The sequence below is a fragment of the Streptomyces pallidus (ex Mingjun et al. 2026) genome (assembly GCF_051550185.1).
GTDB lineage: Bacteria > Actinomycetota > Actinomycetes > Streptomycetales > Streptomycetaceae > Streptomyces.
The window spans coordinates 1,204,459-1,228,417 of the sequence record NZ_CP196181.1 but is presented as its reverse complement, the minus strand read 5'-3'; the positions used below and the strand labels follow the sequence as shown (position 1 = coordinate 1,228,417).

Annotated in this window: 22 protein-coding genes and 2 pseudogenes; 12 read left to right on the top strand and 12 right to left on the bottom strand. The window is 73.4% G+C overall.

Features of this window, described 5'->3' with window-relative positions:
• Positions 1 to 2 precede the first annotated feature (2 nt).
• Positions 3 to 2,147, top strand: coding sequence for a putative bifunctional diguanylate cyclase/phosphodiesterase (locus ACSHWO_RS05215; RefSeq protein ID WP_385804726.1), 2,145 nt, complete (start codon positions 3 to 5; stop codon positions 2,145 to 2,147).
• Between the two features lie 34 nt (positions 2,148 to 2,181).
• On the opposite strand, the gene ACSHWO_RS05210 is transcribed toward ACSHWO_RS05215, so the two are convergent.
• Positions 2,182 to 3,252, bottom strand: a complete 1,071-nt coding sequence (locus ACSHWO_RS05210; RefSeq protein ID WP_385804682.1) for an FAD-dependent monooxygenase — start codon at positions 3,250 to 3,252, stop codon at positions 2,182 to 2,184.
• A 105-nt stretch (positions 3,253 to 3,357) separates the two neighbouring features.
• Here ACSHWO_RS05210 and ACSHWO_RS05205 point away from each other — a divergent pair, with 105 nt between their 5' ends.
• A complete protein-coding gene (locus ACSHWO_RS05205) occupies positions 3,358 to 4,002 on the top strand; it encodes a TetR/AcrR family transcriptional regulator (protein ID WP_438310226.1) in 645 nt (214 codons plus the stop codon).
• A 37-nt stretch (positions 4,003 to 4,039) separates the two neighbouring features.
• Here the strand turns inward: ACSHWO_RS05205 and ACSHWO_RS05200 are convergent, their stop codons facing one another.
• Positions 4,040 to 4,921 (bottom strand): LysR family transcriptional regulator, encoded by an 882-nt coding sequence (locus ACSHWO_RS05200; protein WP_438310225.1) that lies wholly within the window; start codon positions 4,919 to 4,921, stop codon positions 4,040 to 4,042.
• Between the two features lie 96 nt (positions 4,922 to 5,017).
• On the opposite strand from ACSHWO_RS05200, the gene ACSHWO_RS05195 reads away from it, so the two are divergent.
• From ACSHWO_RS05195 to ACSHWO_RS05175, 5 genes and pseudogenes are all read left to right on the top strand, one after another.
• On the top strand, positions 5,018 to 5,722 hold the full coding sequence (locus tag ACSHWO_RS05195) for a succinate dehydrogenase (RefSeq protein ID WP_438310224.1): 705 nt from the start codon (positions 5,018 to 5,020) through the stop codon (positions 5,720 to 5,722).
• Between the two features lie 2 nt (positions 5,723 to 5,724).
• Positions 5,725 to 7,674 (top strand): fumarate reductase/succinate dehydrogenase flavoprotein subunit, encoded by a 1,950-nt coding sequence (locus ACSHWO_RS05190; RefSeq protein WP_438310223.1) that lies wholly within the window; start codon positions 5,725 to 5,727, stop codon positions 7,672 to 7,674.
• Positions 7,671 to 8,426: a succinate dehydrogenase/fumarate reductase iron-sulfur subunit gene (locus ACSHWO_RS05185; RefSeq protein WP_438310222.1), complete on the top strand. Its 756-nt coding sequence runs from the start codon at positions 7,671 to 7,673 to the stop codon at positions 8,424 to 8,426. The genes ACSHWO_RS05190 and ACSHWO_RS05185 overlap by 4 nt, the downstream gene beginning before the upstream one ends.
• 149 nt (positions 8,427 to 8,575) lie before the next feature.
• The gene (locus ACSHWO_RS05180) at positions 8,576 to 9,226 is read left to right on the top strand and encodes a hypothetical protein (protein WP_385804672.1); all 651 of its coding nucleotides are present in this window, start codon (positions 8,576 to 8,578) and stop codon (positions 9,224 to 9,226) included.
• A gap of 100 nt (positions 9,227 to 9,326) precedes the next feature.
• A pseudogene (locus ACSHWO_RS05175) lies at positions 9,327 to 9,665 on the top strand (hypothetical protein); the annotation flags it as partial.
• On the opposite strand, the gene ACSHWO_RS05170 reads toward ACSHWO_RS05175, so the two are convergent.
• Together ACSHWO_RS05170 and ACSHWO_RS05165 are read right to left on the bottom strand one after the other, a co-directional pair.
• Entirely contained in the window at positions 9,590 to 9,751 is a 162-nt protein-coding gene (locus tag ACSHWO_RS05170; protein WP_438310221.1) for a hypothetical protein, read from the bottom strand. The pseudogene ACSHWO_RS05175 and the gene ACSHWO_RS05170 sit on opposite strands and share 76 nt — an antisense overlap.
• A 54-nt stretch (positions 9,752 to 9,805) precedes the next feature.
• Complete coding sequence (locus ACSHWO_RS05165; protein WP_438310220.1) at positions 9,806 to 10,108, bottom strand: DUF6507 family protein; 303 nt, start codon at positions 10,106 to 10,108, stop codon at positions 9,806 to 9,808.
• A gap of 281 nt (positions 10,109 to 10,389) precedes the next feature.
• Here ACSHWO_RS05165 and ACSHWO_RS05160 point away from each other — a divergent pair, with 281 nt between their 5' ends.
• A complete protein-coding gene (locus ACSHWO_RS05160) occupies positions 10,390 to 11,205 on the top strand; it encodes a hypothetical protein (protein ID WP_385804668.1) in 816 nt (271 codons plus the stop codon).
• A 24-nt stretch (positions 11,206 to 11,229) separates the two neighbouring features.
• Here the strand turns inward: ACSHWO_RS05160 and ACSHWO_RS05155 are convergent, their stop codons facing one another.
• From ACSHWO_RS05155 to ACSHWO_RS05145, 3 genes are read right to left on the bottom strand one after another with little or no spacing between them, the layout of a single operon-like run.
• Entirely contained in the window at positions 11,230 to 13,716 is a 2,487-nt protein-coding gene (locus ACSHWO_RS05155; RefSeq protein ID WP_438310219.1) for an ABC transporter, read from the bottom strand.
• A 24-nt stretch (positions 13,717 to 13,740) separates the two neighbouring features.
• Positions 13,741 to 14,739 carry an LLM class flavin-dependent oxidoreductase gene (locus tag ACSHWO_RS05150; RefSeq protein ID WP_438310218.1) on the bottom strand — a complete coding sequence of 333 codons (999 nt, stop codon included), beginning with the start codon at positions 14,737 to 14,739 and terminating at the stop codon, positions 13,741 to 13,743.
• On the bottom strand, positions 14,736 to 15,392 hold the full coding sequence (locus tag ACSHWO_RS05145) for a DinB family protein (protein WP_438310217.1): 657 nt from the start codon (positions 15,390 to 15,392) through the stop codon (positions 14,736 to 14,738). The genes ACSHWO_RS05150 and ACSHWO_RS05145 overlap by 4 nt, the downstream gene beginning before the upstream one ends.
• Before the next feature lie 147 nt (positions 15,393 to 15,539).
• Here ACSHWO_RS05145 and ACSHWO_RS05140 point away from each other — a divergent pair, with 147 nt between their 5' ends.
• Positions 15,540 to 16,034, top strand: a complete 495-nt coding sequence (locus ACSHWO_RS05140) for an LNS2 domain-containing protein (RefSeq protein ID WP_438310216.1) — start codon at positions 15,540 to 15,542, stop codon at positions 16,032 to 16,034.
• An 18-nt stretch (positions 16,035 to 16,052) separates the two neighbouring features.
• On the opposite strand, the gene ACSHWO_RS05135 is transcribed toward ACSHWO_RS05140, so the two are convergent.
• A complete protein-coding gene (locus ACSHWO_RS05135; protein WP_438310215.1) occupies positions 16,053 to 16,268 on the bottom strand; it encodes a dodecin in 216 nt (71 codons plus the stop codon).
• A 163-nt stretch (positions 16,269 to 16,431) separates the two neighbouring features.
• On the opposite strand from ACSHWO_RS05135, the gene ACSHWO_RS05130 reads away from it, so the two are divergent.
• The 3 genes and pseudogenes from ACSHWO_RS05130 to ACSHWO_RS05120 all read left to right on the top strand — a co-directional run.
• Entirely contained in the window at positions 16,432 to 17,694 is a 1,263-nt protein-coding gene (locus tag ACSHWO_RS05130; RefSeq protein WP_438310214.1) for an extracellular solute-binding protein, read from the top strand.
• A gap of 134 nt (positions 17,695 to 17,828) precedes the next feature.
• Complete coding sequence (locus ACSHWO_RS05125) at positions 17,829 to 18,671, top strand: GNAT family N-acetyltransferase (RefSeq protein WP_438310213.1); 843 nt, start codon at positions 17,829 to 17,831, stop codon at positions 18,669 to 18,671.
• Positions 18,668 to 19,195: pseudogene (locus ACSHWO_RS05120) on the top strand (lysophospholipid acyltransferase family protein); the annotation flags it as partial. The gene ACSHWO_RS05125 and the pseudogene ACSHWO_RS05120, both read left to right, overlap by 4 nt.
• A 239-nt stretch (positions 19,196 to 19,434) precedes the next feature.
• On the opposite strand, the gene egtD reads toward ACSHWO_RS05120, so the two are convergent.
• From egtD to egtA, 4 genes are read right to left on the bottom strand one after another with little or no spacing between them, the layout of a single operon-like run.
• Positions 19,435 to 20,481 (bottom strand): L-histidine N(alpha)-methyltransferase, encoded by a 1,047-nt coding sequence (gene egtD, locus ACSHWO_RS05115; protein ID WP_438310212.1) that lies wholly within the window; start codon positions 20,479 to 20,481, stop codon positions 19,435 to 19,437.
• Positions 20,478 to 21,236 (bottom strand): ergothioneine biosynthesis protein EgtC, encoded by a 759-nt coding sequence (gene egtC, locus ACSHWO_RS05110; RefSeq protein ID WP_438310211.1) that lies wholly within the window; start codon positions 21,234 to 21,236, stop codon positions 20,478 to 20,480. Before egtC ends, egtD begins: the two co-directional genes overlap by 4 nt.
• The gene (gene egtB / locus ACSHWO_RS05105; RefSeq protein WP_385804651.1) at positions 21,236 to 22,573 is read right to left on the bottom strand and encodes an ergothioneine biosynthesis protein EgtB; all 1,338 of its coding nucleotides are present in this window, start codon (positions 22,571 to 22,573) and stop codon (positions 21,236 to 21,238) included. Before egtB ends, egtC begins: the two co-directional genes overlap by 1 nt.
• Entirely contained in the window at positions 22,570 to 23,946 is a 1,377-nt protein-coding gene (gene egtA / locus ACSHWO_RS05100) for an ergothioneine biosynthesis glutamate--cysteine ligase EgtA (protein WP_438310210.1), read from the bottom strand. The genes egtB and egtA overlap by 4 nt, the downstream gene beginning before the upstream one ends.
• Positions 23,947 to 23,959 lie beyond the last annotated feature (13 nt).

The window sequence follows — 23,959 nt, the reverse complement described above, 5'->3', positions numbered from 1 at the left end:
CGCTGCGCAGCGGGCTGGAGGACCGGATCGGGCGCTTCGCCACCATCTGGGGCCGAGCCATCTTCCCGTTCACGGCGACCTCGCTGACCCGCGTCGAGTTCGAGCAGCACCTGGTGCCGCTCACCCGCACGCTCGCCGAGGCCCTGCACGCCCGGCCCTTCGACGCGGCCGCCGCCCAGCGGGTCGGCGCCGAGCTCGTCGCCGTGCACTGCACCGACCCGGAGGCGCTGGCCGGCACGCTCGGCGTGGTCGAGTCGTACCTCGTGCTCTACTGCGGCCCCGACGGTATCGGCGTGGAGGGCGCCGAGGAGTACCGCTCCCGGTGCGCCCGGCTCCAGCACCAGATCGCGGCGGGCTTCGCCCGGGCCCTGCGCGAGCGCACCCTCAAGGAGCAGGAGGCCATCGCCCGCTCGGCGCTGACCGCCCGCGTCGACGCCCAGCAGGCCCTGCACGCGAGCGAGGAACGCTTCCGGGCGGTCTTCGAGGGCGCGGCCGTCGGCATCGGCATCGCCGACCTCGAGGGCAACGTCCTGGAGGTGAACGACGCGCTGCTGCAGATGTTCGGCGGCATGGGCGGGCACGTCCGAGGCCGCAACGTCAGCGAGTGGGGGCACCCCGACGACGCCCCGCAGGTGTGGCGCATGTACGGCGAGCTCGTGCGCGGCGAACGCGAGAGCTACCGCGTGGAGAAGCCGTACTACCGGCACGACGGAACCGTCCTGTGGACCAACCTGACGGTGTCGCTGCTGCGCGACGCCGACGGCACCCCGCAGTACCAGCTGGCGCTGATGGAGGACACCACCGAGCGCCGGCTGCTGAACCTGAGGCTGCGCTACGAGGCCACCCACGACGCGCTGACCGGCCTGCCCAACCGGACCCTGTTCTTCGAGCGGCTGGAGAAGGCCCTGAGCGGCGTCGGCGGCAGCCGCTTCGGGCTGTGCTACCTCGACCTCGACGGGTTCAAGGCGGTCAACGACAGCCTCGGCCACTCGGCCGGCGACCGGCTGCTCGTGGAGGTCGCGGACCGGCTGCAGAGCTGCGTCACCGGCCAGAGCGAGGTCGTCGCCCGGCTCGGCGGCGACGAGTTCGTCGCCCTGACCACCGGCCCGGACACCGAGGAGAAGGTGACCGAGCTCGCCGTCCGCATCCTGTCCGCCCTCTCGGCGCCGATCCGCATCGAGGGCCGGGAGCTGTCGGTGCGCGGCAGCATCGGCATCGTGGAGGGCCCCGCGGGGGAGCGCACCCCGGCCGAGGTGCTGCGCAGCGCCGACATCACCATGTACCGGGCGAAGGCGGCCGGCGGCAGCCGCTTCGAGTTCGCCGACGCCGAGGCCGACGCCCGCGCCATCACCCGGCACGGCCTGACCAACGCGCTGCCCGCGGCGCTGGAACGCGGCGAGTTCTTCATCGAGTACCAGCCGCTGGTCCACATGCTCGACGGCAGCGTGCGCGGCGCCGAGGCGCTGGTGCGCTGGGAGCACCCGCAGTACGGGGTCCTCGGCCCGGACCGGTTCATCCCGCTCGCCGAACGCACCGGGCTGATCGTGCCGCTCGGCCGCTGGGTCCTGGAGGAGTCCGTCCGCCAGGCGCGCACCTGGCAGCGCGAGCACGGCGGCTCGCCGCTGCGCGTCAACGTCAACCTGTCGCCGACCCAGCTCCAGCACCCCGGGCTGGTCGCGGACACCGTCGCGGTGCTGGAGAGCGCGGGCCTCGCCCCCGGCGCCCTGTGCCTGGAGGTCACCGAGTCGGCCCTGATCGGCGCTGACGACGAGCTGCTGGAACCGCTGCACCGGCTCGCCGAGCTCGGCGTCGACATCGCTCTGGACGACTTCGGCACCGGCTACTCGAACCTGGCGAACCTGCGCCGCCTGCCGGTCAGCGTGCTGAAGCTGGACCGCTCCTTCACCAAGGGGATGCAGCAGCAGCCCGCCAACCCGGTCGACGTCAAGATCGTGGAGGGCATCGTCGCGCTGGCGCACAGCCTCGAACTCGCCGTCACCGTCGAGGGGGTGGAAACCGGCGCCCAGGCGGCCCAGCTGCGGGCACTCGGCTGCGACACCGCTCAGGGCTGGTACTACGCCCGCCCCGGCGCCCCCGACCGCATCCACGCGCTCTCCCTCTCCGACGCGGTCCCCGCCCCCTCCTGACCCCGCGCCCGGCCGGGCGGGCAGCCCCGCGGCGTTACGCGGCCCCGACCTCGGTCCCGTTGCCGGGGGTGCGCACCGCTTCGACCACCCGCTCGTACCGCCGGGTGGTGTCGGCCAGCACCTCGGCCGCGACCGGCAGCCGCTCCGCTTCGTATGCATCGAGCACGTCCGGCCCGGCGGCCCCGGTGAGGGCCGTGGCCAGGGTCCGGGCGAGGGCGGCCGCGTCCTGGATGCCGGTGTTCATGCCGAACCCGCCGGCTATCGGGTGGACGTGGGCCGCGTCGCCCGCGAGGAAGACCCGGCCCTCGCGCATCCGGGCGGCCATGCGCACGTTGACCCGCCAGGACGACAGCCACGTGGGGTCCGCCAGCCGGATGCCCGGCATCCGGGCGTGCCGGTCGAAGAGCCGCTGGAAGCCTTCCAGCGACGGCGGCAGCTGCCTGCCCTCCGCGTCCCGCTCCGGCGAGGCCTGCAGCTGGAAGGTGTCCGTCCCCGGCATCGGGCAGAGCAGGATCCCGCCCCCGTCCGAGGTGAACCACTGGTGCCAGAACTCCCGGCTGAGCCCGGGCGCCCGCACGTCCCCGAGCACCATCTCCTCCTCCTGCGCGGTGTGCCCCTCGAAGGGGATCCCGAGGAGCTTGCGCGTGGTGCTGCCCCCGCCGTCGCAGCCGGCGAGGTACGCCGCCCGGACCACCGTGCCGTCCGCCAGCTCGGCGTCCACGCCCGTCCCGTCCTGTCGGACGGCGACGAGCCGGGCGCCGTACTCGACGTGCACGCCGCATTCGGCGAGCCGGTCGCGCAGCACCTGTTCGACCTGCCACTGGCCGATGAGCAGACCGTCGCCGGCGGTGGGGGTGTCGCGCACGGGGGCGCCGTCGAAGTACTTGCGCAGCACCAGCCCCTTCCGGCCGTGGGCGGCCATGCGCCCGCCCACGCCGAGTTCGGCGAAGACGTCGAGGCTCTCGCGCTGCAGGCCCTTGCCGCGCGATTCGCGGTGCGGTTCCGCGCGCTGCTCCACCACCCGCACGCCCAGGCCGCGGCGGGCCAGGTCGCACGCCAGCGTCAGTCCCGTCGGGCCGGAGCCCGCGATGAGTACGTCGGTCATCGGATGTCCTCTCCTCGTCGTTGCCTCAAGGAAAGCGGTCCCCACAGAAAAAAGCAACCCGGTTACGAAATTTACTCGGTCACGAAGATGTGGTAGGTTCTGTCCATGGAGAGCACGAAGGGTCTGCGCGAGAGCAAGAAGCTCCGCACGCGCCGCCTGCTGGCGGCCACCGCACTGGAGCTGTTCCTGGAGCGGGGTTTCGACGCGGTGTCGGTGGCGGACGTCGCCGCGAAGGCCGAGGTCTCCAAGCCCACCCTGTTCCGGTACTTCCCGAGCAAGGAGGACCTGGTCCTCGACCGGTTCGCCGACCACCAGGACGAGGCGGCCCGCATCGTCCGCGACCGGCCCGCCGGTCGGACCCCGGTCGCCGCGGTGCACGAGCACTTCCTGACAGCCCTCGCCGAGCGCGACCCCATCACCGGCCTGTGTGACCACCCCGAGGTGCTCGCCTTCCAGCAACTCCTCTTCGGCACCGCCAGCCTGGAATCCCGGCTGGTCCACTACACGGCCCGCGAGGTCGAACTGCTCGCCGCCGTACTGGAGTCGGAATCGGTCCCGCCGCTCCCGGCGCGTCTGGCGGCGGCGCACCTGGTGACGGTCCGGCACGAGCTGGCCCGGGAGAACTGGCAGCGGATCGCCGGCGGAACGACCGCCGACGAGGCCCACCCCGCGGCGGTCGCCGACGCCGACCTCGCGTTCGGCATGCTGGCCGGCGGGCTCGACAAGGAGTTGCCCATACCCCGCCCCTGAGGGCCGCCCGCCCCGGGCCGCGCCGCCGGCCCGCGGGTCAACCGCCGAGCAGCATGCGCTTCAGCTCGCGGGCCGCCCGCGGCGGTGCGACGTCCGTGCGGTGGGCCAGCGCGATCGTGCGGCGCAGCGGAGTACCCTCCAGCGGAGTGCGGCGCAGGCCCGGCCCCGCGTGGCCGACGACCATCGCCGGGACCACCGCGACCCCGAGACCCGCGCGGACGAAGCCCAGCACGGCGTCCATCTCGCCGCCCTCCACCGTGAACACCGGCTCGAACCCCTCCGCCCGGCAGGCCGCCACCGTCAGGTCCCGCAGATCGTAGCCGTGGCGGAACATCACCATCGGCTCGTCCCGCAGACCCGACACGGTCAGCGGACCGCCGCCCCCCGGAGGCGGCAACTGCGCCGAGGAGACCACCACCAGGTCCTCCGTGAGCAGCTCCACCGTGTCCAGCGCGGGCGCCGAGGGAGGCAGCGGCAGCGCGATCAGCGCCAGGTCCAGGGCCCCGCGCGCAAGCTCGCGGACCAGATCCAGCGAGCCGCTCTCCTCGATCAGCAGCTCGATCCCCGGATGCTCCGTGTGGAAGGCGCGCAGGACGTCCGGGAGCAGGCCGGTGCACACGCTCGGCGTGGCCCCCAGCCGGACCCGCCCGCGCCGCAGCTGCGCCAGCTCCTGCACCTCCAGCCGCGCCGTGTCCGCGTCCGCCAGGATCCGCCGCGCCAACGGCAGCAGCGCCTCGCCCGCGTCGGTCAGCGCGATGTTGCCCCGCGCCCGGCTGAACAGCTCCGCCCCCAGCTCGCGCTCGAGCGCCTTGATCTGCTGGGAGAGCGACGGCTGGGCCACGTGCACCCGCTCCGCCGCCCGTGTGAAGTGCCTGGTCTCGGCGACCGCCACGAAGTACACCAGCTGCTGGAACTGCATCCCCCCATGCTAACCGCTCCCATAGGACAGGACTATCGGTATCAGCATCATCATGTCTTGGACCTCTCGGGATGCCCGTCCGTACCGTCTTGTTCCATGGCTCTGGCAACGCGGACGGGCCGACGGCCGTCCACCACGCGCACGCTCTGGGAATCCACCGTCGGCAAGAAGGCCGTCATGGCGGTCTCCGGCCTGATCATGCTCGGCTACCTGGTCGTCCACATGATGGGCAACCTCAAGATCTTCTTCGGGGCGGACGACTTCAACGGCTACGCCCACTGGCTGCGCCACATGGGCGAGCCCTTCCTGCACAGCCACTGGGGCCTGTGGGCCGCCCGCGTCGTACTGCTCGCCGCCGTCGTCGCCCACGCCGTCTCCGCCTTCCAGCTCAGCCGCCGCGACATCAAGGCACGCCCGGTCGGGTACGCCCACAAGCGACGCCGCGCGAGCTACGCCACCCGCACCATGCGCTGGGGCGGCGTCATCCTCGGCCTGTTCATCGTCTGGCACCTGCTCGACCTCACCACGCTCACCGTCAACGAGCGCGCCTGGGCCGGCCACCCGTACGAGAACGTCCTCGCCACCTTCTCCACCTGGTACGGCAACGTCATCTACATCACCGCGATGGCCGCCCTCGGCCTGCACGTCCGGCACGGCTTCTGGAGCGCCGCCCAGACCCTCGGCGCGGGCAGCGCCCGCCGCGACCGGACCCTGAAAGCCCTCGCCAACGCCCTGGCCCTCCTCCTCTTCGCGGGGTTCGTCTCTGTCCCCGTCGCCGTCATGACCGGAGTGGTGAACTGACCGTGAACGACTACGCGCACTACACCACCGGCGAACCCCTCGCCGACACCACGGCCCCGGACGGCCCCATCGCCGAGCGCTGGGACCGCCGCCGCTTCGAGGCCAAGCTCGTCAACCCGGCCAACCGCCGCAAGCACACCGTCATCGTCGTCGGCACCGGCCTGGCCGGTGGCGCCGCCGGCGCCACCCTCGCCGAACAGGGCTACCACGTCGTCCAGTTCTGCTACTCCGACTCCCCGCGCCGCGCCCACTCCATCGCCGCCCAGGGCGGCATCAACGCCGCCAAGAACTACCGCAACGACGGCGACTCCATCCAGCGGCTGTTCTACGACACCGTCAAGGGCGGCGACTTCCGGGCCCGCGAATCGAACGTCCACCGACTCGCCCAGATATCCGTGGAGATCATCGACCAGTGCGTGGCGCAGGGCGTGCCCTTCGCCCGCGAGTACGGCGGCCTCCTCGACACCCGCTCCTTCGGCGGCGTCCAGGTCTCCCGCACCTTCTACGCCCGCGGCCAGACGGGCCAGCAGCTCCTCCTCGGCGCCTACCAGGCGCTGTCCCGGCAGATCGCCGCCGGCAACGTGGAGATGCACGCCCGCACCGAGATGCTCGACCTGCTCGTCGTCGACGGCCGGGCCCGCGGCATCGTCGCCCGCGACCTGGTCACCGGCGCGATCTCCACGTACCGGGCGGACGCCGTCGTCCTCGCCACCGGCGGCTACGGCAACGTCTTCTACCTCTCCACCAACGCCATGAACTCCAACGCGACCGCCGTGTGGCGGGCACACCGCCGCGGCGCGTACTTCGCCAACCCCTGCTTCACCCAGATCCACCCGACCTGCATCCCGCGCACCGGCGACCACCAGTCGAAGCTCACCCTGATGAGCGAGTCCCTGCGCAACGACGGCCGCATCTGGGTCCCCAAGGCCAAGGGTGACACCCGCCGGCCCGCCGACATCCCCGAAGCGGAGCGCGACTACTACCTGGAGCGGATCTACCCCTCCTTCGGCAACCTCGTCCCCCGCGACATCGCCTCCCGCGCCGCCAAGAACGTCTGCGACGAGGGCCGTGGCGTCGGCCCGGGCGGCCAGGGCGTCTACCTGGACTTCGCCGACGCCATCCGCCGCATGGGCCGCGACAAGGTGGAAGAGAAGTACGGCAACCTCTTCGAGATGTACGAGCGGATCACCGCCGAGGACCCGTACGAGGTCCCGATGCGGATCTACCCCGCCGTGCACTACACGATGGGCGGCCTCTGGGTCGACTACGACCTCCAGACCACCGTCCCCGGCCTCTTCGCCATCGGCGAGGCCAACTTCTCCGACCACGGGGCCAACCGCCTGGGCGCCTCCGCCCTCATGCAGGGCCTCGGCGACGGCTACTTCGTCCTCCCCTCCACCATCAACGACTACCTGGCCCGCCACCCCCGCCAGGATCCCGTCGACGACGACCACCCCGAGGTCGCCGCCGCGGTCCGCGAGACCCGCGACCGCCTGGAGCGACTCCTCGCCGTCGACGGCGACCGCACACCGGACTCCTTCCACCGCGAGATCGGCGAACTCATGTGGGAGTACTGCGGCATGGCCCGCAACGACGCCGGACTGCGCAAGGCCCTCAACCGGATCCCGCAGATCCGCGAGGAGTTCTGGCGGCGCATCAAGGTCCCCGGCACCGGCGAGGAGTTCAACCAGTCGCTGGAGAAGGCCAACCGCATCGTCGACTACCTCGAACTCGCCGAGCTCATGTGCCTCGACGCCCTCCACCGCTCCGAGTCCTGCGGCGGCCACTTCCGCGAGGAGTCCCAGACCCCGGACGGCGAGGCCGCCCGCCGCGACGAGGAGTTCGGCTACGCGGCCGCCTGGCAGTTCCGCGGCACCGGAGCCCCGCCCGTCCTCCACAAGGAAGACCTCCTCTTCGAATACGTCCACCCCACCCAGCGGAGCTACGCATGAGGCTCAACCTGCGCGTCTGGCGCCAGCAGAACCCCGACACCCACGGCGCCATGGTCACCTACGAGGTCGACGGCGTCTCCCGCGACATGTCCTTCCTGGAAATGCTCGACACCCTCAACGAGGACCTCATCCTCCGCGGTGAGGACCCGGTCGCCTTCGACCACGACTGCCGCGAGGGCATCTGCGGCGCCTGCAGCCTCGTCATCAACGGCGACGCCCACGGCCCCGAACGCACCACCGCCTGCCAGCTGCACATGCGGTCCTTCACCGACGGCGACACCATCGACGTCGAACCCTGGCGCGCCGCCGCCTTCCCGGTGGTCAAGGACCTCGTCGTCGACCGCAGTGCCTTCGACCGGATCATCCAGGCCGGCGGCTACATCACCGCCCCCACCGGCTCGGCCCCCGAGGCGCACGCCACCGCCGTACCCAAGGAGGCCGCCGACCACGCGTTCGAGAACGCCGAGTGCATAGGCTGCGGCGCGTGCGTGGCGGCCTGCCCCAACGGATCCGCCATGCTGTTCACCTCCGCCAAGATCAACCACCTCAACGTGCTGCCGCAGGGCTCGCCCGAGCGGGAGACCCGCGTCCTGGACATGGTCGCCGCGATGGACGAGGAGGGCTTCGGCGGCTGCACCCTCACCGGCGAATGCGCCACGGCCTGCCCCAAGGGCATCCCGCTGCCGTCCATCGCCGCCATGAACCGGGAGTGGCTGCGCGCCCTCGGCAAGGGCGGCAGGACCCGGGGCTGACCCCCTCCTTCCCGAGATCCGACGGCTGATCCGATCGGCTGATCCGATCACCCGCCCGACCGGCTGTCCGCTCGGCCGACCGGGCGCTCGTACCCGGGCACGACGCGCCGCACCCCCGACCGCTCCGGCACATGGGCAACAGTGGCGCCATGCCAGAAGCCCTCCGCTGGTCCGGGCCGCGACGCCGAACGGTCCTGGCCGCCGCCCTCACCGCACTCGCGACGGCCGGCTGCTCCGCGGAGGAGCCGGCCCGCCCCCCGGCCCCGGGCCCCGGGGGAGCCGCGGCCGAGGACGCGCTGGTCATGGTGATCCCGCACGCGGAGGAGCCGTACGCCGGGGACACCGGCGAGGACGGCGCCGGCCACGAGAGCCCCGGTTTCCTCGCCGCCCGCGGCCGGCGTCGGGCCGAGGCACTGCCCCGCCTGTTCACGCCGACCCGCAGCGCCCTGCTGCCCCGCCCCGCCGCCGTCTTCGCCGCCGGCGGGGCCGCGGCTGCGGCCCACTGCCGCCAGACCGTCGCCCCGCTGGCCGCCGCCCTGCACACCCGTATCCGCACCGAGTTCACCGTCGGCGCCGAAGCCGCCCTGGCGGGCGCCGTACTGGCGGCCCCGAAGCCGGTGCTGGTGTGCTGGGAGCACCAGGGCGTCCCGCACCTGATCCGCGCCCTCGGGGCGCACCAGGTGCTCGGCGTCCCGGCCGTCTGGCCCGACCGCCACGACCTGGTGTGGCTGTTCACCCGAAGCCGGGGCCGCTGGAGCTTCCGCGAGGTCGGGCAACACCTGCTGGCCGGCGACGCCTAGCTAGTGCTGTGACCCGGTGCACCTTCCCGGTCACAGCACTACCGGGGGCTGAGTCGCGGGGCCCCGCGTAGGTGGCGCACGAGCCGTTCCAGGCCGGCCCGGCATCCCGCACCGCCGCGAGCGCAACCAGAGCGAACTCCCGGACTGGAAGGAGGAACACAACAAGTCCCACAAACAGGTCCGTGTCCGCTTCGAGCACGTCTTCGCCCGCAGGAAGACCTGGAAAATCCCTCGTGACTGCCGCTTGAAGGGGGACGGCGTCCACCACGCCATGCTCGGCATCGCACGGATGCACAACCTTGCCCTCGCCGGGCAGATCAGCTGGTCACATTGCGGCCGACCACACCCGAGACGACTCGTAGATCATTTACGGGACGGCCCTTTGTTTCGTACCGGTACCGTCGAATCGAGCAACTGCTCCTGCGCGGGGGCGTCGTAGACCGGATCCAGGGCCTGGAAGGCGGTGCGGACGTCCCTGCCGGTACCACGGATGCTGGAGGCGTTCGTCTTCAGCGAGGCCGGCATGCTTCTCCAACGTCTCCAGGTTGCCCGTGAAGGTCGGTATCTTCGCCAGGTCGCTCACTTCTTGGGGCCCTTCACCTCTTCCGCAGTAGGAGCCTTGGAGTACTCCTTCCGCTTGTTCGCCGCCATCTCCAGGTCACCCTTGACGTACTCCTCGGTGGCCAGGCGCGCTCCGGTGACCGACAGGCGCGCTCCGGTGATCGACTTGCCTGCCCGGACGGGGAGGAACTTCAGGTCGTTCTCCGTCCATCGTGCCCACCGACGTGGCGGCGCCCACCAGGCCGTCACCGTACGACGTGAACTCCTCCTCTTGCTCAGGACCCCGCGCACGCCATCCGGCTTGATGTCCCAGTCGGACACGATGCTTCCCCCGTTCCGTGAACAAGTCTTCCTGCCGGCGGCCGCCAGGCCCCAGCGCCGCTCCTTGCCTTGGCGGTCACTCGGTGACGCCATCGGCCGGAAGCCGGGTTCATCCCTACTCCTGTGCAGAAGAACGACAGGGGCTTATGCGTGCGCCCCACCGCCTGACCTGCTACAACCGCCCGCACGGCGTGCGTTGTCACGAATTCAGGACAATCGGAGCGATCCGTGGCCGACGGAAACCGCGGCCGCTGGCGCAGGGGTGAGGTAGGTTTTTGATCATGAGCATGCCGCCGCCCCCGCAGTCCCCGGGCCCCTACGGGCCGCCGCAGTCCTCGAACCCGTACGGCGGCCCGCACTACGCCCCACAGTCCTTCCAGCCGCAGTACCCGCCGCAGCCGCACCCCGGCCACCCCGGGCACCCCGGGTGGGGGCAGCCGCCGTTCGGCCCGCCCCAGCGCACGTCGCAGCCCTGGAAGGTGATCGGGATCGTCGTGGCCGTGATCGTAGGGGTCGGCCTCATCAGGGCGTCGGCCGAGGCCGCGTCCAGAACGAGCGGAGTCGGGTTCCCCAAGGCCGAGTACCGGCTCACGGTGCCGAAGACCCTGCTGGGCGGCACGTACGAACTGGCCCAGGACCTGTCGCAGACCAAGGGGGAGGAAGGCCTCAAGAACACCTACAGTTCCAACATCCGCAACCCCAGGGCCGCCGTCGGCCAGTACACCTCCGGCTCGCCGAGCCGCCCGGGCGTCCTCGCCCTCTCGGGGATCTACGGCCAGTTCAAGGACCCCGCGGAATCCCGCAGGAAGATGCTCCACGGCGCCGCGGGCGCCCAAGGCGCGACCCTGGCCGTCCCCGCACGGGACATCACACCCGCCGGCTCCGGCATCACGTTGAGCTGCCAGGTGTTGACGTACCAGGCGGACGGAGCCACCTCCACCCTGCCGATGTGCGCCTGGGCGGACGAGAACACGAGCGCGTCGGTCGGCCTCGTCACCCCCGAGACCGCACAGCAGGCCCCGGGGGCGGTGGACCTCGACAAGGTCGCCGAAGCCACCGTCAAGGTCCGGGCAGAGGTCCGGCAGCCCCTCGGCTGACCGGGCGGCGCGCCGCGGCCCTGCTCACACCGTGCGCAGGGCCCGGTCCAGGTAGCCCGCCGTGCGGCCCCGTCCGGCCCGCGCCACCTGCTGCGGTGTGCCCGCGGCCACGATCCGGCCGCCGTCCGCGCCGCCGCCGGGACCCAGGTCCACCACCCAGTCCGCGCCCGCCACCACGTCCATGTCGTGCTCCACGACCACCACCGAGTGCCCGGCGTCCACCAGCCCGTGCAACTGCCGCAGCAGCACCCGCACATCGGCCGGGTGCAGCCCGGTCGTCGGCTCGTCCAGCACGTACAGGGTGTGGTCCCGGCGCTGCCGCTGCAGCTCCGTCGCCAGTTTGATCCGCTGGGCCTCTCCGCCCGACAGCTCGGTCGCCGGCTGCCCGAGCCGCAGGTAGCCCAGCCCGATCTCCTCCAGCGCCCGCAGGCTCCGCGCCGCCGCCGGAACCCCGGCGAAGAACGCGGCCGCGGACTCCACGGTCAGCGCCAGCACCTCCGCGATGTTCAGTCCCTCGTACCGCACCTGGAGGGTCTCGGCGTTGTACCGCGCGCCCCCGCAGTCCGGACACGGGGCGTACGTACTGGGCAGGAACAGCAGCTCCACCGAGACGAAGCCCTCGCCCTGGCAGGTCTCGCACCGGCCGCCCGCCACGTTGAACGAGAACCGGCCGGCCTTCCAGCCGCGCGCCCGCGCCTGCGGAGCGGCCGTGAACAGCCGGCGCACGACGTCGAACAGTCCGGTGTACGTCGCCAGGTTGGACCGCGGCGTGCGGCCGATCGGCTTCTGGTCCACCTCCACCAGCCGCCGCACCGGGTAGTCCGGCTCGGCGAGCCGCTCCCCGACCTCCCGCGCGAGCACCTGCCCCACCAGCGTCGACTTGCCCGATCCGGAGACCCCGGTGACCGCGGTGAACACCCCGAGCGGGAACTCCACGTCCACGTCACGCAGGTTGTGCCGGTCGACGCCCTCCAGTCGGACGGCACCGGTCGCCGCCCGCAGCGCCCGCCCCTCCCGTACCGGGCCGGCCCCGCCAGCGTCGAACAGGTACCGTGCCGTCGCCGACTCCGCCACCGCGGCCAGCTCGTGGGGCGGCCCGCTGTGCAGCACCCGCCCGCCGTGCTCGCCGGCCCGCGGACCCACGTCCACCAGCCAGTCCGCGTGCCGCACCACGTCCAGGTGGTGCTCCACCACGAACACCGTGTTCCCCGCCGCCCTGAGCCGGTCCAGTACGCCGAGCAGCGCCTCGGTGTCGGCCGGATGCAGCCCCGCCGACGGCTCGTCGAGCACGTACACCACGCCGAACAGCCCCGACCGCAGCTGCGTCGCCAGCCGCAGTCGCTGCAGCTCGCCCGCCGACAGGGTGGGCGCGGTCCGCTCCAGGCTCAGGTAGCCGAGCCCGAGCTCGACGACGGGCCCGATCCGGGACCGGAGGTGCTCGGCGAGCACCCGCGCAGCCTCCCTGCTGCCACCACCGGACCCGCCGGACCCGCCGACCCCGCCCGGCCCGGCGGGCGCGGCCTCCGCCAGCACCCGGTCCAGGGCGGTCAGGGGCAGCGCCGCCAGCTCCGCGATCGTCCGGCCCGCGAAGGTCACCGCCAGCGCCTCCGGCCGCAGCCGCCGCCCCTCGCAGCCCGGGCAGGGGGAGTCGGTCAGGAACCGCTCGGCGCGGGCCCGGAGCGTGGCGCTCTTGCTGTCCGCGAAGGTCCGCATCACATAGCGGTGGGCGCTCATGTACGTGCCCTGGTAGGGCCGTTGGATCCGGTCCGCGTCCCGCACCGGGTGCACGGTCACCACCGGCTGCTCCTCGGTGAACAGGATCCACTCCCGGTCGGCCGCCGGCAGCTCCCGCCACGGCGCGTCCACGTCGTGGCCGAGCACCTCCAGGATGTCCCTCAGGTTCTTGCCCTGCCAGGCGCCGGGCCAGGCGGCGATGGCCCCTTGGCGGATCGACAGCCCGGGGTCGGGGACGAGGAGTTCCTCGCTGGTCCTGTGGATGCTGCCGAGTCCGTGGCAGGAAGGGCAGGCTCCGGCGGCCGTGTTGGGGGAGAAGGCGTCGGAGTCGAGCCGCGGCGCACCCTCCGGGTAGGTGCCGGCCCGGGAGAACAGCATGCGCAGGGAGTTGGACAGCAGTGTCACCGTGCCGACCGAGGACCGGGAGCCGGGGGAGGAGCGGCGCTGTTCCAGGGAGACCGCGGGCGGCAGCCCCGTGACCGAGTCGACCTTCGGCGCGCCGATCTGGTGGATCAGACGGCGGGCGTACGGGGCCACCGACTCGAAGTAGCGGCGCTGGGCCTCGGCGTAGAGCGTGCCGAAGGCCAGCGAGCTCTTGCCGGAGCCGGAGACCCCGGTGAAGACGGTCAGGGCGTCGCGGGGGATGTCCACGTCGACGCCGCGCAGGTTGTGTTCGCGGGCACCCCGCACCCGGATGAACGGATCACGGCCCTGGGGCGGGGCGGTCGGGCGTTCGGCGGGTGCGGGAGGCTCGGCGGGCTCGGCGGTCTGGTGCATTCGCCCCACTTTACGGGGCTCCGTTCAGGGACCGGCCAGCCCGGCCAGGCGGGCCAGCCGCCCGAAGGAGTCCAGCAGGGCGCCGCGGTCGTACGTGGAGGTGGTCACCAGCAGCTCGTCCGCCCCGGTCAGCGCGGACACCTCGGCCAGCTCGGCGGCCACCTGCTCCTCGGTGCCGTGGACGTGCCCGGCGAGCGCGCCCTCGTACAGCTCCCGCTCCTTCACGGTCATCTCCACACCCTCGATCTCCTGCGCCGGGCGCAGCGGTGGGAAGCTGCCCCGGGTCCGCGAGCGGGCGAGCGACCAGGCCTCCGGCACCAGGATCCGGCGGGCCTCTTCCTCGGTGGCGGCGACGGCGACCGTCCCGGACACCACGACGTACGGCTCCGGGTGCCGCGCGGACGGCCGGAATCCGGCGCGGTACCGCTCGACGATCTCGGCGACCCGGTCCCGGCGCCGCAGGTCGCCCGCGACCAGGGGCAGCCCCGCCCGGGCCGCGATCTCCGCGCCCTCGCCGGTGGCCAGGACGAAGGCCGGGACGGCCAGCCCCTCGGCCGGGTGGGCGTGCACCTCGGGGTGGGCCCGCTGGGTGCCGTCGAACCAGCCCAGCAGCTCGGCGAGCTGCTCCTCGAACCGGTCGGCGTCGCCGGTGTCCCGGCCGAGGGCGCGGCGGATCCCGCCGGTGAAGCCGACGGAGCGGCCGAGCCCCATGTCGATGCGGCCGGGGAAGAGGGACTCCAGGACCCCGAACTGCTCGGCGACGACCAGCGGCCGGTGGTTGGGCAGCATCACCCCGCCGGTCCCGACCCGGATGCGGCGGGTCGCTCCGGCGACGGCCGCGGCGAGGACCGTCGGCGCGGAGCCGGCGACTCCGGGCACGCTGTGGTGCTCGGACACCCAGAACCGGTGGTACCCGAGCCGTTCCGCCTGCCGGGCGAGCTCGACGGTGTCGCGCAGGGCCTGGGACGCGGGGTGGCCCTCGCGGGTGCGGGACCGGTCGAGGACGGAGAGTCTGCGGATCACACAGGTCCCAACGTTTCGCGCGCGCCGGGATTCCCGCCCGGGCGGTAGCGGTACAGGTCGCGCAGCACCGCGATCTCGGCCCCGTGGTGCAGCAGTTCCTGGTTGACCCACCACACGATGTCGAGGAGGGGCTCCTCCGGGTCGCTGCCGTGCGGGTAGGTGCAGTAGCCGGTGGTGTCGAGGGCGGTGTCGTCGAGGCCCAGCAGCGCCTTCCGCCAGGCCGCTGCCCCGGCCTCGAAGGCGGCGACCGCCTCCGCCGCGGTCCCGCTGACCGGATGGTCGTCCCGGGTCAGGGCGTGGGTGCCGGCCGTGTGGTCGGCGCGCAGGGCCAGCATCTCGCTGAGGTGGCTCAGCCGCCACGCCAGGGTGGTGAACGGCGGCGGCCAGGGGTGCGGGTAGGCCGCCGCGTCGCGCCCCCAGTCGCCGGCGCCGGCCAGCAGGGTCGCCCGCGGTCCCGGCCCGTCGGTGCGGCGCCGTACGGACCAGCAGTCCGGCACCGGCTCCCAGAGGTACTCCTCGTCGGTCAGTGGGGCGTCGACCTGCGTCTGCGTTCCGTCGCCGCTGTCCATGAAGGGTCCCGACATGCGTGCGGCGAGGCGTTCGTACGCGAAGTCGAACTGCTCGACGAGGGGGATCAGCCGGGGTGGTGTCAAGGGTGCTCCCGTGGCGGGGGCCCGACCGCATGCGGCGGCGGGGCGGGGGACGGTCCGTCAGCCCGCCAGCCTCGCACGGCCGGCACCCCACGGCGTACCGGTTTTCCGGCGGCAGACGGCGGCGCGCAACTCCTTAGGCTGGCCCGTATGAGTGAGCGAACCGATCGTCCGCCGCTGGCCGTCTTCGACATAGACAACACCCTGGCCGGCACCGACCACCGCCAGCACTTCCTGGAGCGCCGTCCCCGGGACTGGGAGGGCTTCTTCGCCGCGGCCCCGGCCGATCCCCCGCTCGCGCGCGGGGTGGCTCTGGCGGTGGAACGCGCCGCCGACTGCGAGGTCGTGTACCTGACCGGCCGCCCGGAGCGCTGCCGGGCGGACACGGTGGAGTGGCTGGCCCGGCACGGGCTCCCGGAGGGTCGGCTGTGGATGCGGCGGAACGGCGACCGCCGGCCCGCCCGCACGGCGAAGCTGGAGGTGCTCCAGCGGATCGCCCGCGGGCGCGAGGTGCGGATGCTGGTGGACGACGACGAGCTGGTGTGCCGGGCGGCGCGCGCCGCGGGGTTCCGGGTGGTGCCGGCGACCTGGGCGGCGGACGCGCCGGAGCTCCGCGCCGCACAGGAGGCGGAGGGCCGTACCTGATCCCTGCCGTTGCGTGCGTCAGTCCTCCTCGTCGAGCCGGAAGCCCACCTTCAGTCCCACCTGGTAGTGCGCGATCCGGCCCTCCTCCAGGTGGCCGCGCACCTGGGTGACCTCGAACCAGTCCAGATTGCGCAGCGTCTGGCTGGCCCGGCCGATCCCGTTGCGGATGGCCTGATCGATGCCCTCGGTGGACGTGCCGACGATTTCGGTCACCCGGTAGGTGTGGTTGGACATGGAGGTCTCCCGAGAGTGGGGGCTGTGTCGTGTTCTACGGTGCCCCAGTACGTCCTCTTACGCGAACTGTGCCCCGCCAAGTCCCGGGTGAAAGAGCCTTGACCAGCCCATTGGTCTATGCCAATTTTCAAGCCAACTCCGATCACCCGGAAGGTGGCCCTACGTGAAGATGCGTTTCCCCGCCGCGTGTACCGCCCTCGTGGCCGCGGCCGCCCTCACCGGGTGCAGCGGCCCGGGAGGCGCGGCCCCCGAGCCGCAGAAGGTGACGCTCTGGCTGATGAAGGGCAGCGCATCGGAGGACTTCGTCGCCCGGTTCACCGCCTCCTTCGAGAAGGAGCATCCCGGTACCGACCTCGACGTCAGGATCCAGGAGTGGACGGGCATCGGCGACAAGGTGAACGCCGTGCTGTCCGGCGGGAGCCGGGAGGGCGCCGACGTCATCGAGGTCGGCAACACCCAGGTCGCCCAGTACATCGAGACCGGCGGTCTGTCCGAGCTCACCCTCGAAGGGCTCCGCACCTGGGGCAACCAGGACTGGCTCGAAGGCCTCGCCGACCCCGGCAGCATCAACGGCGCCCAGTACGGCGTCCCCTGGTACGCGGCCAACCGCGTCGTGATCTACCACAAGGACCTGTTCGCGAGCGCCGGGATCAAGAACCCGCCGAAGACCCGCCAGGAGTGGCTCCAGGCCACCCGGAAGCTCGACAAGGGCGACCAGCAGGGCATCTACCTCCCCGGCCAGAACTGGTACGTCCTGTCCGGCTTCATCTGGGACGAGGGCGGCGACCTCGCCACCGACGGCAACGGCACCTGGAGCGGCGCCCTCCACGACGACAGGGCCCTGGCCGGCATGGACTTCTACAAGCAGCTCCAGGCCCTCGGCGACGGCCCGAAGGACGCAGACGAGGAGACGCCCCCGCAGGCCGACGTCTTCGCCCGGGGCGACGTCGCCCAGATCATCGCCCCGCCCGGCCAGGCCGCGGCCATCGAGGCCGCCAACCCCGCCCTCAAGGGCAAGCTCGGCTTCTTCCCCGTCCCCGGCAAGACCTCCGACAAGCCCGGCGCCGTCTTCACCGGCGGCTCCGTCCTGATCATCCCCGCAAGGACCGGGCAGCGCGACCACGCCCTCGACGTGATCACCGACCTGGTCAGCGAGCGCTGGCAGACCGACCTGGCCCGCACCATGAGCTACGTGCCGAACAAGACGACCCTCGCCCACGTCGTCGAGGGCGACGAAGGCGCCGCGAGCATGGCCGCCGGCGCCGCACAGGGCCGGGCCACTCCCAAGTCCGCCCGCTGGGCCGAGGTCGAGGCCGACAATCCGATCAAGCCCTACATGACGGCCGTCCTCAGCGGCCAGGACCCCGGGAAGGCCGCCAAGGCCGCCTCCGAGAAGATCACCAAGGTGCTGAACCCGGCCCGCTGACCCCGGCGAGTTCAGACTCCGCACATCCGCCTGCCGCGAAGCGGTCATGTCGAATCCAGCCGGTCACGGAAGAAGTAGAGGAGCCGGGTCGCCACACCTGCGGCCCGCACTCCGTGCCCGGACCAGGAGCCGCCATGACCATCGCCCCCCTCTCGCCGTCCGCCCTCTCCCCCCTCGCCGCTCCCGCCCCCGTCCCCGCCCTCATCCCCGCCCCCGGCGCCGAGCCCACCGCCGTCGCCCCCGCCGCCACCCCCCACTACACCGTCCGCCTCGCCCGCGACGAGGACGAGGTGCGCGCCGCGCAGCGGCTGCGCCACCAGGTCTTCGCCGGGGAGCTCGGCGCCCGCCTCGACGGCCCCGAGCCCGGCCTCGACTCCGACGCCTTCGACGCCTACTGCGACCTCCTCCTCGTCGTCGAGGAGGAGACCGAGCAGGTCGTCGCCACCTACCGGCTACTGCCGCCGGAGCGCGCCGCCATCGCCGGACGCCTGTACTCGGAGAGCGAGTTCGACCTCTCCGCCCTCGCCCCCATCCGCCCGGACCTCGTCGAGGTCGGCCGCTCCTGCGTCCACCCCGACCACCGCAACGGCGCCGCCATCGCCCTGACCTGGGCCGGCCTCGCCCGCTACATGGACCGCTCCGGGCACAACTGGCTCGCCGGCTGCTGCTCGATACCGCTCGCCGACGGCGGCGTGCTCGCCGCCGCCACCCGCGACAACGTCCTGCCCCGCAACCTCGCCCCCGTCGAGTACCGCGTCACCCCCCACACCCCCTGGAACCCGGAGGGCATCACCTTCCCCGAGCGCAGCCAGCTGCCGCCGCTGCTCCGCGGCTACCTGCGGCTCGGCGCCTGGGTCTGCGGAGAGCCCGCCCACGACGCCGAGTTCGGCTGCGCCGACCTGTACGTCCTGCTCTCGCTGCGGCGCACCCACCCGCGCTACCTCAAGCACTTCCTCTCGCTCGCCCCCACCGCATGAGCGTCTGGCTGCCCACCTCGCCCTGCACCCCGCAGGACTGCGCCGGCCACGACGGGCACACCGTCGGCGTCCCGCACGCGGTCCTGCGGCTCACCGCCGCCGTCGGCCTGGTCCTCCTCGGCGTCCTGGGCGCGCCGCCGGTACGGCTCCTGCCGGCCGGCCCCCGGCACACCGCGATCCGGGCCTGGTCCGCCGCGCTGGTACGGGCCTTCGGACTGCGCATCACCGTCCACGGCAGCGCGGGAGCGGACGGTGCCCGCCTCGTCGTCGCCAACCACGTCTCCTGGCTGGACATCCCCCTCGTCGCCGCCGTGCTGCCCTCCCGGATGCTCGCCAAGAGCGACATCCGCGCCTGGCCCGGCCTCGGCCGGCTCGCCGCCCGGGCCGGCACCCTGTTCATCGAACGCGACCGGATCCGAGCCCTCCCGGACACCGTCGCCACCCTCACCCGCGCCCTGCTGGCCGGCGACCGGGTCACCGTCTTCCCCGAGGGCAGCACCTGGTGCGGACGCGCCCAAGGGTCCTTCCGGCGGGCCGCGTTCCAGTCCGCCCTCGACGCACGCGTCCCCGTCCAGCCGATCCGGCTCGACTACCGGCTGCCCGGCGGGGACACCGCCGGGGCCGCCTCCTTCGTCGGGGACGACCCGCTGACCGCCTCCCTGTGGCGGATCCTGCGCGCCCGCGGCGTCCGCGCCGAGGTGCGGCTGCTGCCGCGGATCCCGCCGGGCCGGTACGCGCACCGGCGGGACCTCGCGGCCGCGGCTCAGGCCGCGATCACCTCCGGCGACCCGCTCCCCGTACCCACCCCCTCGGCACTGCTGCCGGGCCTGCCCGCCCAGCCGGAGCCGCCGTCGGCCACCGACAAGGACAGCGCGAACCGGCCCTCGGCATCCGTCCACCACCGGGCAAGCTCCAGCCCGGCCGCCGCCAGCTCCTTGCGCACGCCCTCCTGACGGAACTTCGCGGAGACCTCCGTGAGGATCTCCTCACCCTCCTCGAACGGCACCAGCAGATCCAGTGCCCGGACCTTCACCACCAGCTCCGACCGGGCCCGCAGCCGCATCTCGATCCACTCCTGCTCCCGGTTCCACACGGCGACGTGGGAGAAGTCCTCGGCGCGGAAGTCCGCACCCAGCTCCCGGTTGATGACGGCCAGCACGTTCCGGTTGAACTCGGCCGTCACCCCCCGGGCATCGTCGTACGCGGCCACCAGCACGGACTCGTCCTTCACCAGGTCCGTCCCCATCAGCAGCGCGTCCCCCGGCGACAGCATCGCCCGTACGGAGGACAGGAACGCCGCCCGCTCCGGCGGCAGCAGGTTCCCGATCGTCCCGCCGAGGAACACCACCAGCCGCGGTCGGGGCGTCTGCGGAAGCCGCAGCGGCTCGGTGAAGTCGGCCACCATCGCCCGCACCCGCAGCTGCGGGTGCTCGGCCTGCAGGGTCCGCGCCGCGCCCTCCAGCGCGCTCGCGCTCACGTCCACCGGGACGTACGTGTCCAGCGCGGGCATCGCCGCGATCAGGTGCCGGGTCTTGTCCGAGGAACCGGAACCCAGCTCGACGAGGGTGCGGGCGCCGCTCACCGCGGCGATCTCCTCGGCCCGGGCCAGCAGGATCTCCCGCTCGGCGCGCGTCGGGTAGTACTCCGGCAGCCGGGTGATCTCGTCGAACAGCTCGCTGCCGCGGGCGTCGTAGAACCACTTGGGCGGCAGCACCTTCGGCGACCGCGTCAGCCCGTTGAGCACGTCCTCGCGCAGCGCGGAGTCGGCGGTGTGCTCGTCGAGGGTGCGGGTCAACTGGAAGTCACTCACTGGACGGTCTCCTTGAGCGGGGTCAGGTCGACCCGTGTGCGGTGTGCGGTCAGCAGGGTCCGGTCGGGCACCTCGTGCCAGCGCGGATCGTCGTCGTACGGCTCCGACGCCACCACGACGCGCTGCGCGGCCGGGTCGGCGAGGTACCACAGCGAGTCCCCCCAGGCCGTCGCGGCGATCGCGCGGCCGTCGGTGAGCAGCAGGTTCAGCCGGGAACCGGGCGCGGCCTCCGCGAGTTCCCGCACCGGCTCGGCGAGCGCCGTGCCCAGGTCGTCGCCCCGGCGCAGCCGGTGCAGCACCATCGCCCAGACCAGGGCCGAATCCGTCGTCGCGGCCAGCGCCAGTACGTCCGCGGGCGGCAGGGCCGCCGCGAGCGGGGCCACCGTGCCCGGCCAGCCCCGTATCGCGCCGTTGTGGCTGAACAGCCACCGCCCGCCGGTGAACGGGGCGGCCGCGGCCTCCCCCTCGGCCCCCGCCAGCGTGGCGTCCCGTACGGCGGCCAGCGCCGCCCCGGACCGCACCACCCGGGCCAGGTCCGCGAAGGTCAGGTCACCCCATATCGGCCGCGCCCGCCGGTAGCGGGCCGGCACCGGATCCCCCTCCGCGTACCAGCCCACCCCGAAGCCGTCGGCGTTCACCGTGCCGTGGCGCTGCCGCCGCGGCCCCCACGACTGCCGGACGAGCGAGTACTCCGGATCGCTCAGCAGCCGCCCCAGGGGCACCTCCGGCCCCACATAGGCGATATGGCGGCACATCAGGCATCCCTCGCCGTCCGGAACCCGGAGAAGATCTGCCGCCGCACCGGCAGGTCCCAGTTGCGGAACGTGCCCCGGCAGGCCACCGGGTCCACCGCGAACGAGCCGCCGCGCAGCACCTTGTACTCCGGCCCGAAGAACACCTCCGAGTACTCCCGGTACGGGAACGCCCGGAACCCCGGGTACGGCAGGAAGTCCGAGGACGTCCACTCCCACACGTCGCCGATCAGCTGGCGCACCCCGAGCGGGGACGCCCCCGCCGGGTAGCTGCCCGCCGGCGCCGGACGCAGGTGCCGCTGACCCAGGTTGGCGTGCGCGGGCGTCGGATCGGCGTCCCCCCACGGGTAGCGGGTGGAGCGCCCGGTCGCCGGATCGTGCCGGGCCGCCTTCTCCCACTCCGCCTCCGTCGGCAGCCGCCGGCCCGCCCAGCGCGCGTACGCGTCCGCCTCGTACCAGCTCACGTGCAGGACCGGCTCCTCCTCCGGCACCGGCTCGGTCACCCCGAAGCGGCGGCGCAGCCACTGGCCGGCCTCCCGGTGCCAGAACAGCGGCGCACCGATCCCGTGCCGGCGGATCTGCTCGAAGCCCTCCGGCACCCACCAGCGGCCGTCGAGGTAGCCGCCGTCCGCGATGAACGCCTGGTACGCGGCGTTCGTCACCGGCACCGTGTCGATCCAGAACGGCCCCGTCTCCCGGACGTGCGCGGGCCGCTCGTTGTCCAGCGCCCACGGCTCCGCCGAGGTCCCCATGGTGAACGGGCCGCCCGGAACCAGCACCTCGGACAGGGCGGGCGGCGGCCCCGGCGGCGGCGCCGGATCCGGGGCGGCCAGTACCGCGGCACCCCGCCGCAGCTGATGCGTGATCAGCATCGTCTCGTCGTGCTGCTGCTCGTGCTGCGCGATCATCCCGAAGGCGAAGCCCGAGTCGAGCAGTGCGGTGCCCTCCAGCGGCGTCCGCTCCAGCAGGTCGAAGACCCGCCCGCGCACCTCGGCCGTGTACCGGCGGGCCTCGGCGGGCCCGAGCAGCGGCAGCTTCGGCCGTTCGGAGCGCGGGTGCTCGAAGGCGTCGTACAGCGGATCGATCTCCGGGTGCATGGCGTCGCGGCCGCCGACCCGGCGCAGCAGCCACAGCTCCTCCTGGTTCCCGATGTGCGCGAGGTCCCACACCAGCGGCGACATCAGCGGCGAGTGCTGGGCCGTCAGGTCCTCGTCGGTCACCGCGTCGGTCAGCGCGGCCGTGCGGACCCGGGCCGCGGTCAGGGCCGCCAGGGCCCGCTCACGGAGCTCCGCGGGCCCACCGGGCGCAACGGATTCGGACACGAACGGTTCAGCGGTCATGGGCGGGCCCCCGTCCCGGTGAGCTGGTAGGCGTTCTCGTCGGCCGGGCAGCGCCCGCGCAGCACGAAACGCTCGATGAAGGCACCCACCGTGTCCTGCACGTGCGTGCTCGCCCCGAGCCGGGGCAACGCCTCCGCCGCCGCGCGGAAGCAGAAGGCGGCCGCCGCCCGCAGCACCGGATCGGCCAGACCGTACCGGGCCGCGGACTGCCACAGCGGGTTGCGGGGTGCGCGCACCTGCCCGTACCGGTCGGCGAGCGCCTTCGCCACCCGGTACCCGGTCTCGGCGGCCTCCGGGTCGTCGAACAGGGCGTGCACGACCGCCACCGGCACCAGCCAGCCGTCGTCCCCCGGCTGCGCGTCGATCATCCGCAGCTCCAGGTGGCCGCGCGGGCGCACCGGTGGGAACAGCGTGGTCAGGTGGTACGCGAGGTCCTCGGCGGTCGGCGGCCGCAGCGTGCCGGGGGGCGGCGTCGAGGGCAGGGCCGGGGCCGGGGTGGCGGCGCGCAGCCAGTCGCGGAACGTCATGCCGCGGGGGGCCGTCCAGGGCCCGTTGCCGTTCGCCCGCATGCACATCAGTTCGATGTCCAGCGCGTGCCGGACCCACCCCGACCGGGGCTTGGCGTCCAGCGGCGGGGCGAGCGCCCGCCGGGCGTCGAGGTCCCGCCAGATCCCCTGCCGGGCGCACACCCATCCGGCGTACGGGCCCCCGGTCGCGGGGGAGTTGGCGAACGCCGCCACGAACACCGCGCCGAGCAGGTGGCCGAGCCGCCAGCGCCGCCCGTGGCCGAGCGGGCCCGGCTCCTCGTAGCCGGCGTCCACGCAGACCTGTACGGAGGCGGAGGTGCGCATCATGGCGCGTCCGGCCGGGCCGAAGCGGTCGAGGTACGCCTCCATGGCGTCGTAGCGGGGGCTGTGCACCAGCCGGTGCACGGGGCTGCGGGGGTCGCGGCCGATGCCGCGCAGGACCAGCCCCTGGGAGCTCAGGGCGCCCCGGACGGCGGTGAGGTCGGCCTGCAGGGTGTCCACGCAGGCGGAGAGGGAGTCGGCGGGGGCCGAGCTCAGCTCCAGCTGGCCGCCGGGTTCGATGCTGAGGCGGGAGTGCAGGGGGAGGGTGCGGGCCGCGTCGTGCGCGGCCGTCAGCCGGGCGGGGGCCAGTGGTTCGCCGGGCCGCTCGGCGTCCATCACGAGCCATTCGAGCTCGGCGCCGAGGACCCGGGGCGGGCCGGTCTTGAAGCAGATGCCGTGGACCAGGTCCTCGGCGGCGCCCTCGGTGATGGGGGAGGGGGCGGGTGAAGGCGAGGTGGGTGGTGCGGGTGAGGGTGGTGCAGGTGTGGACGTCGGTGCGGATGGAGCGGATGAGCCCTGGGGCATGGCCGAATCTCCC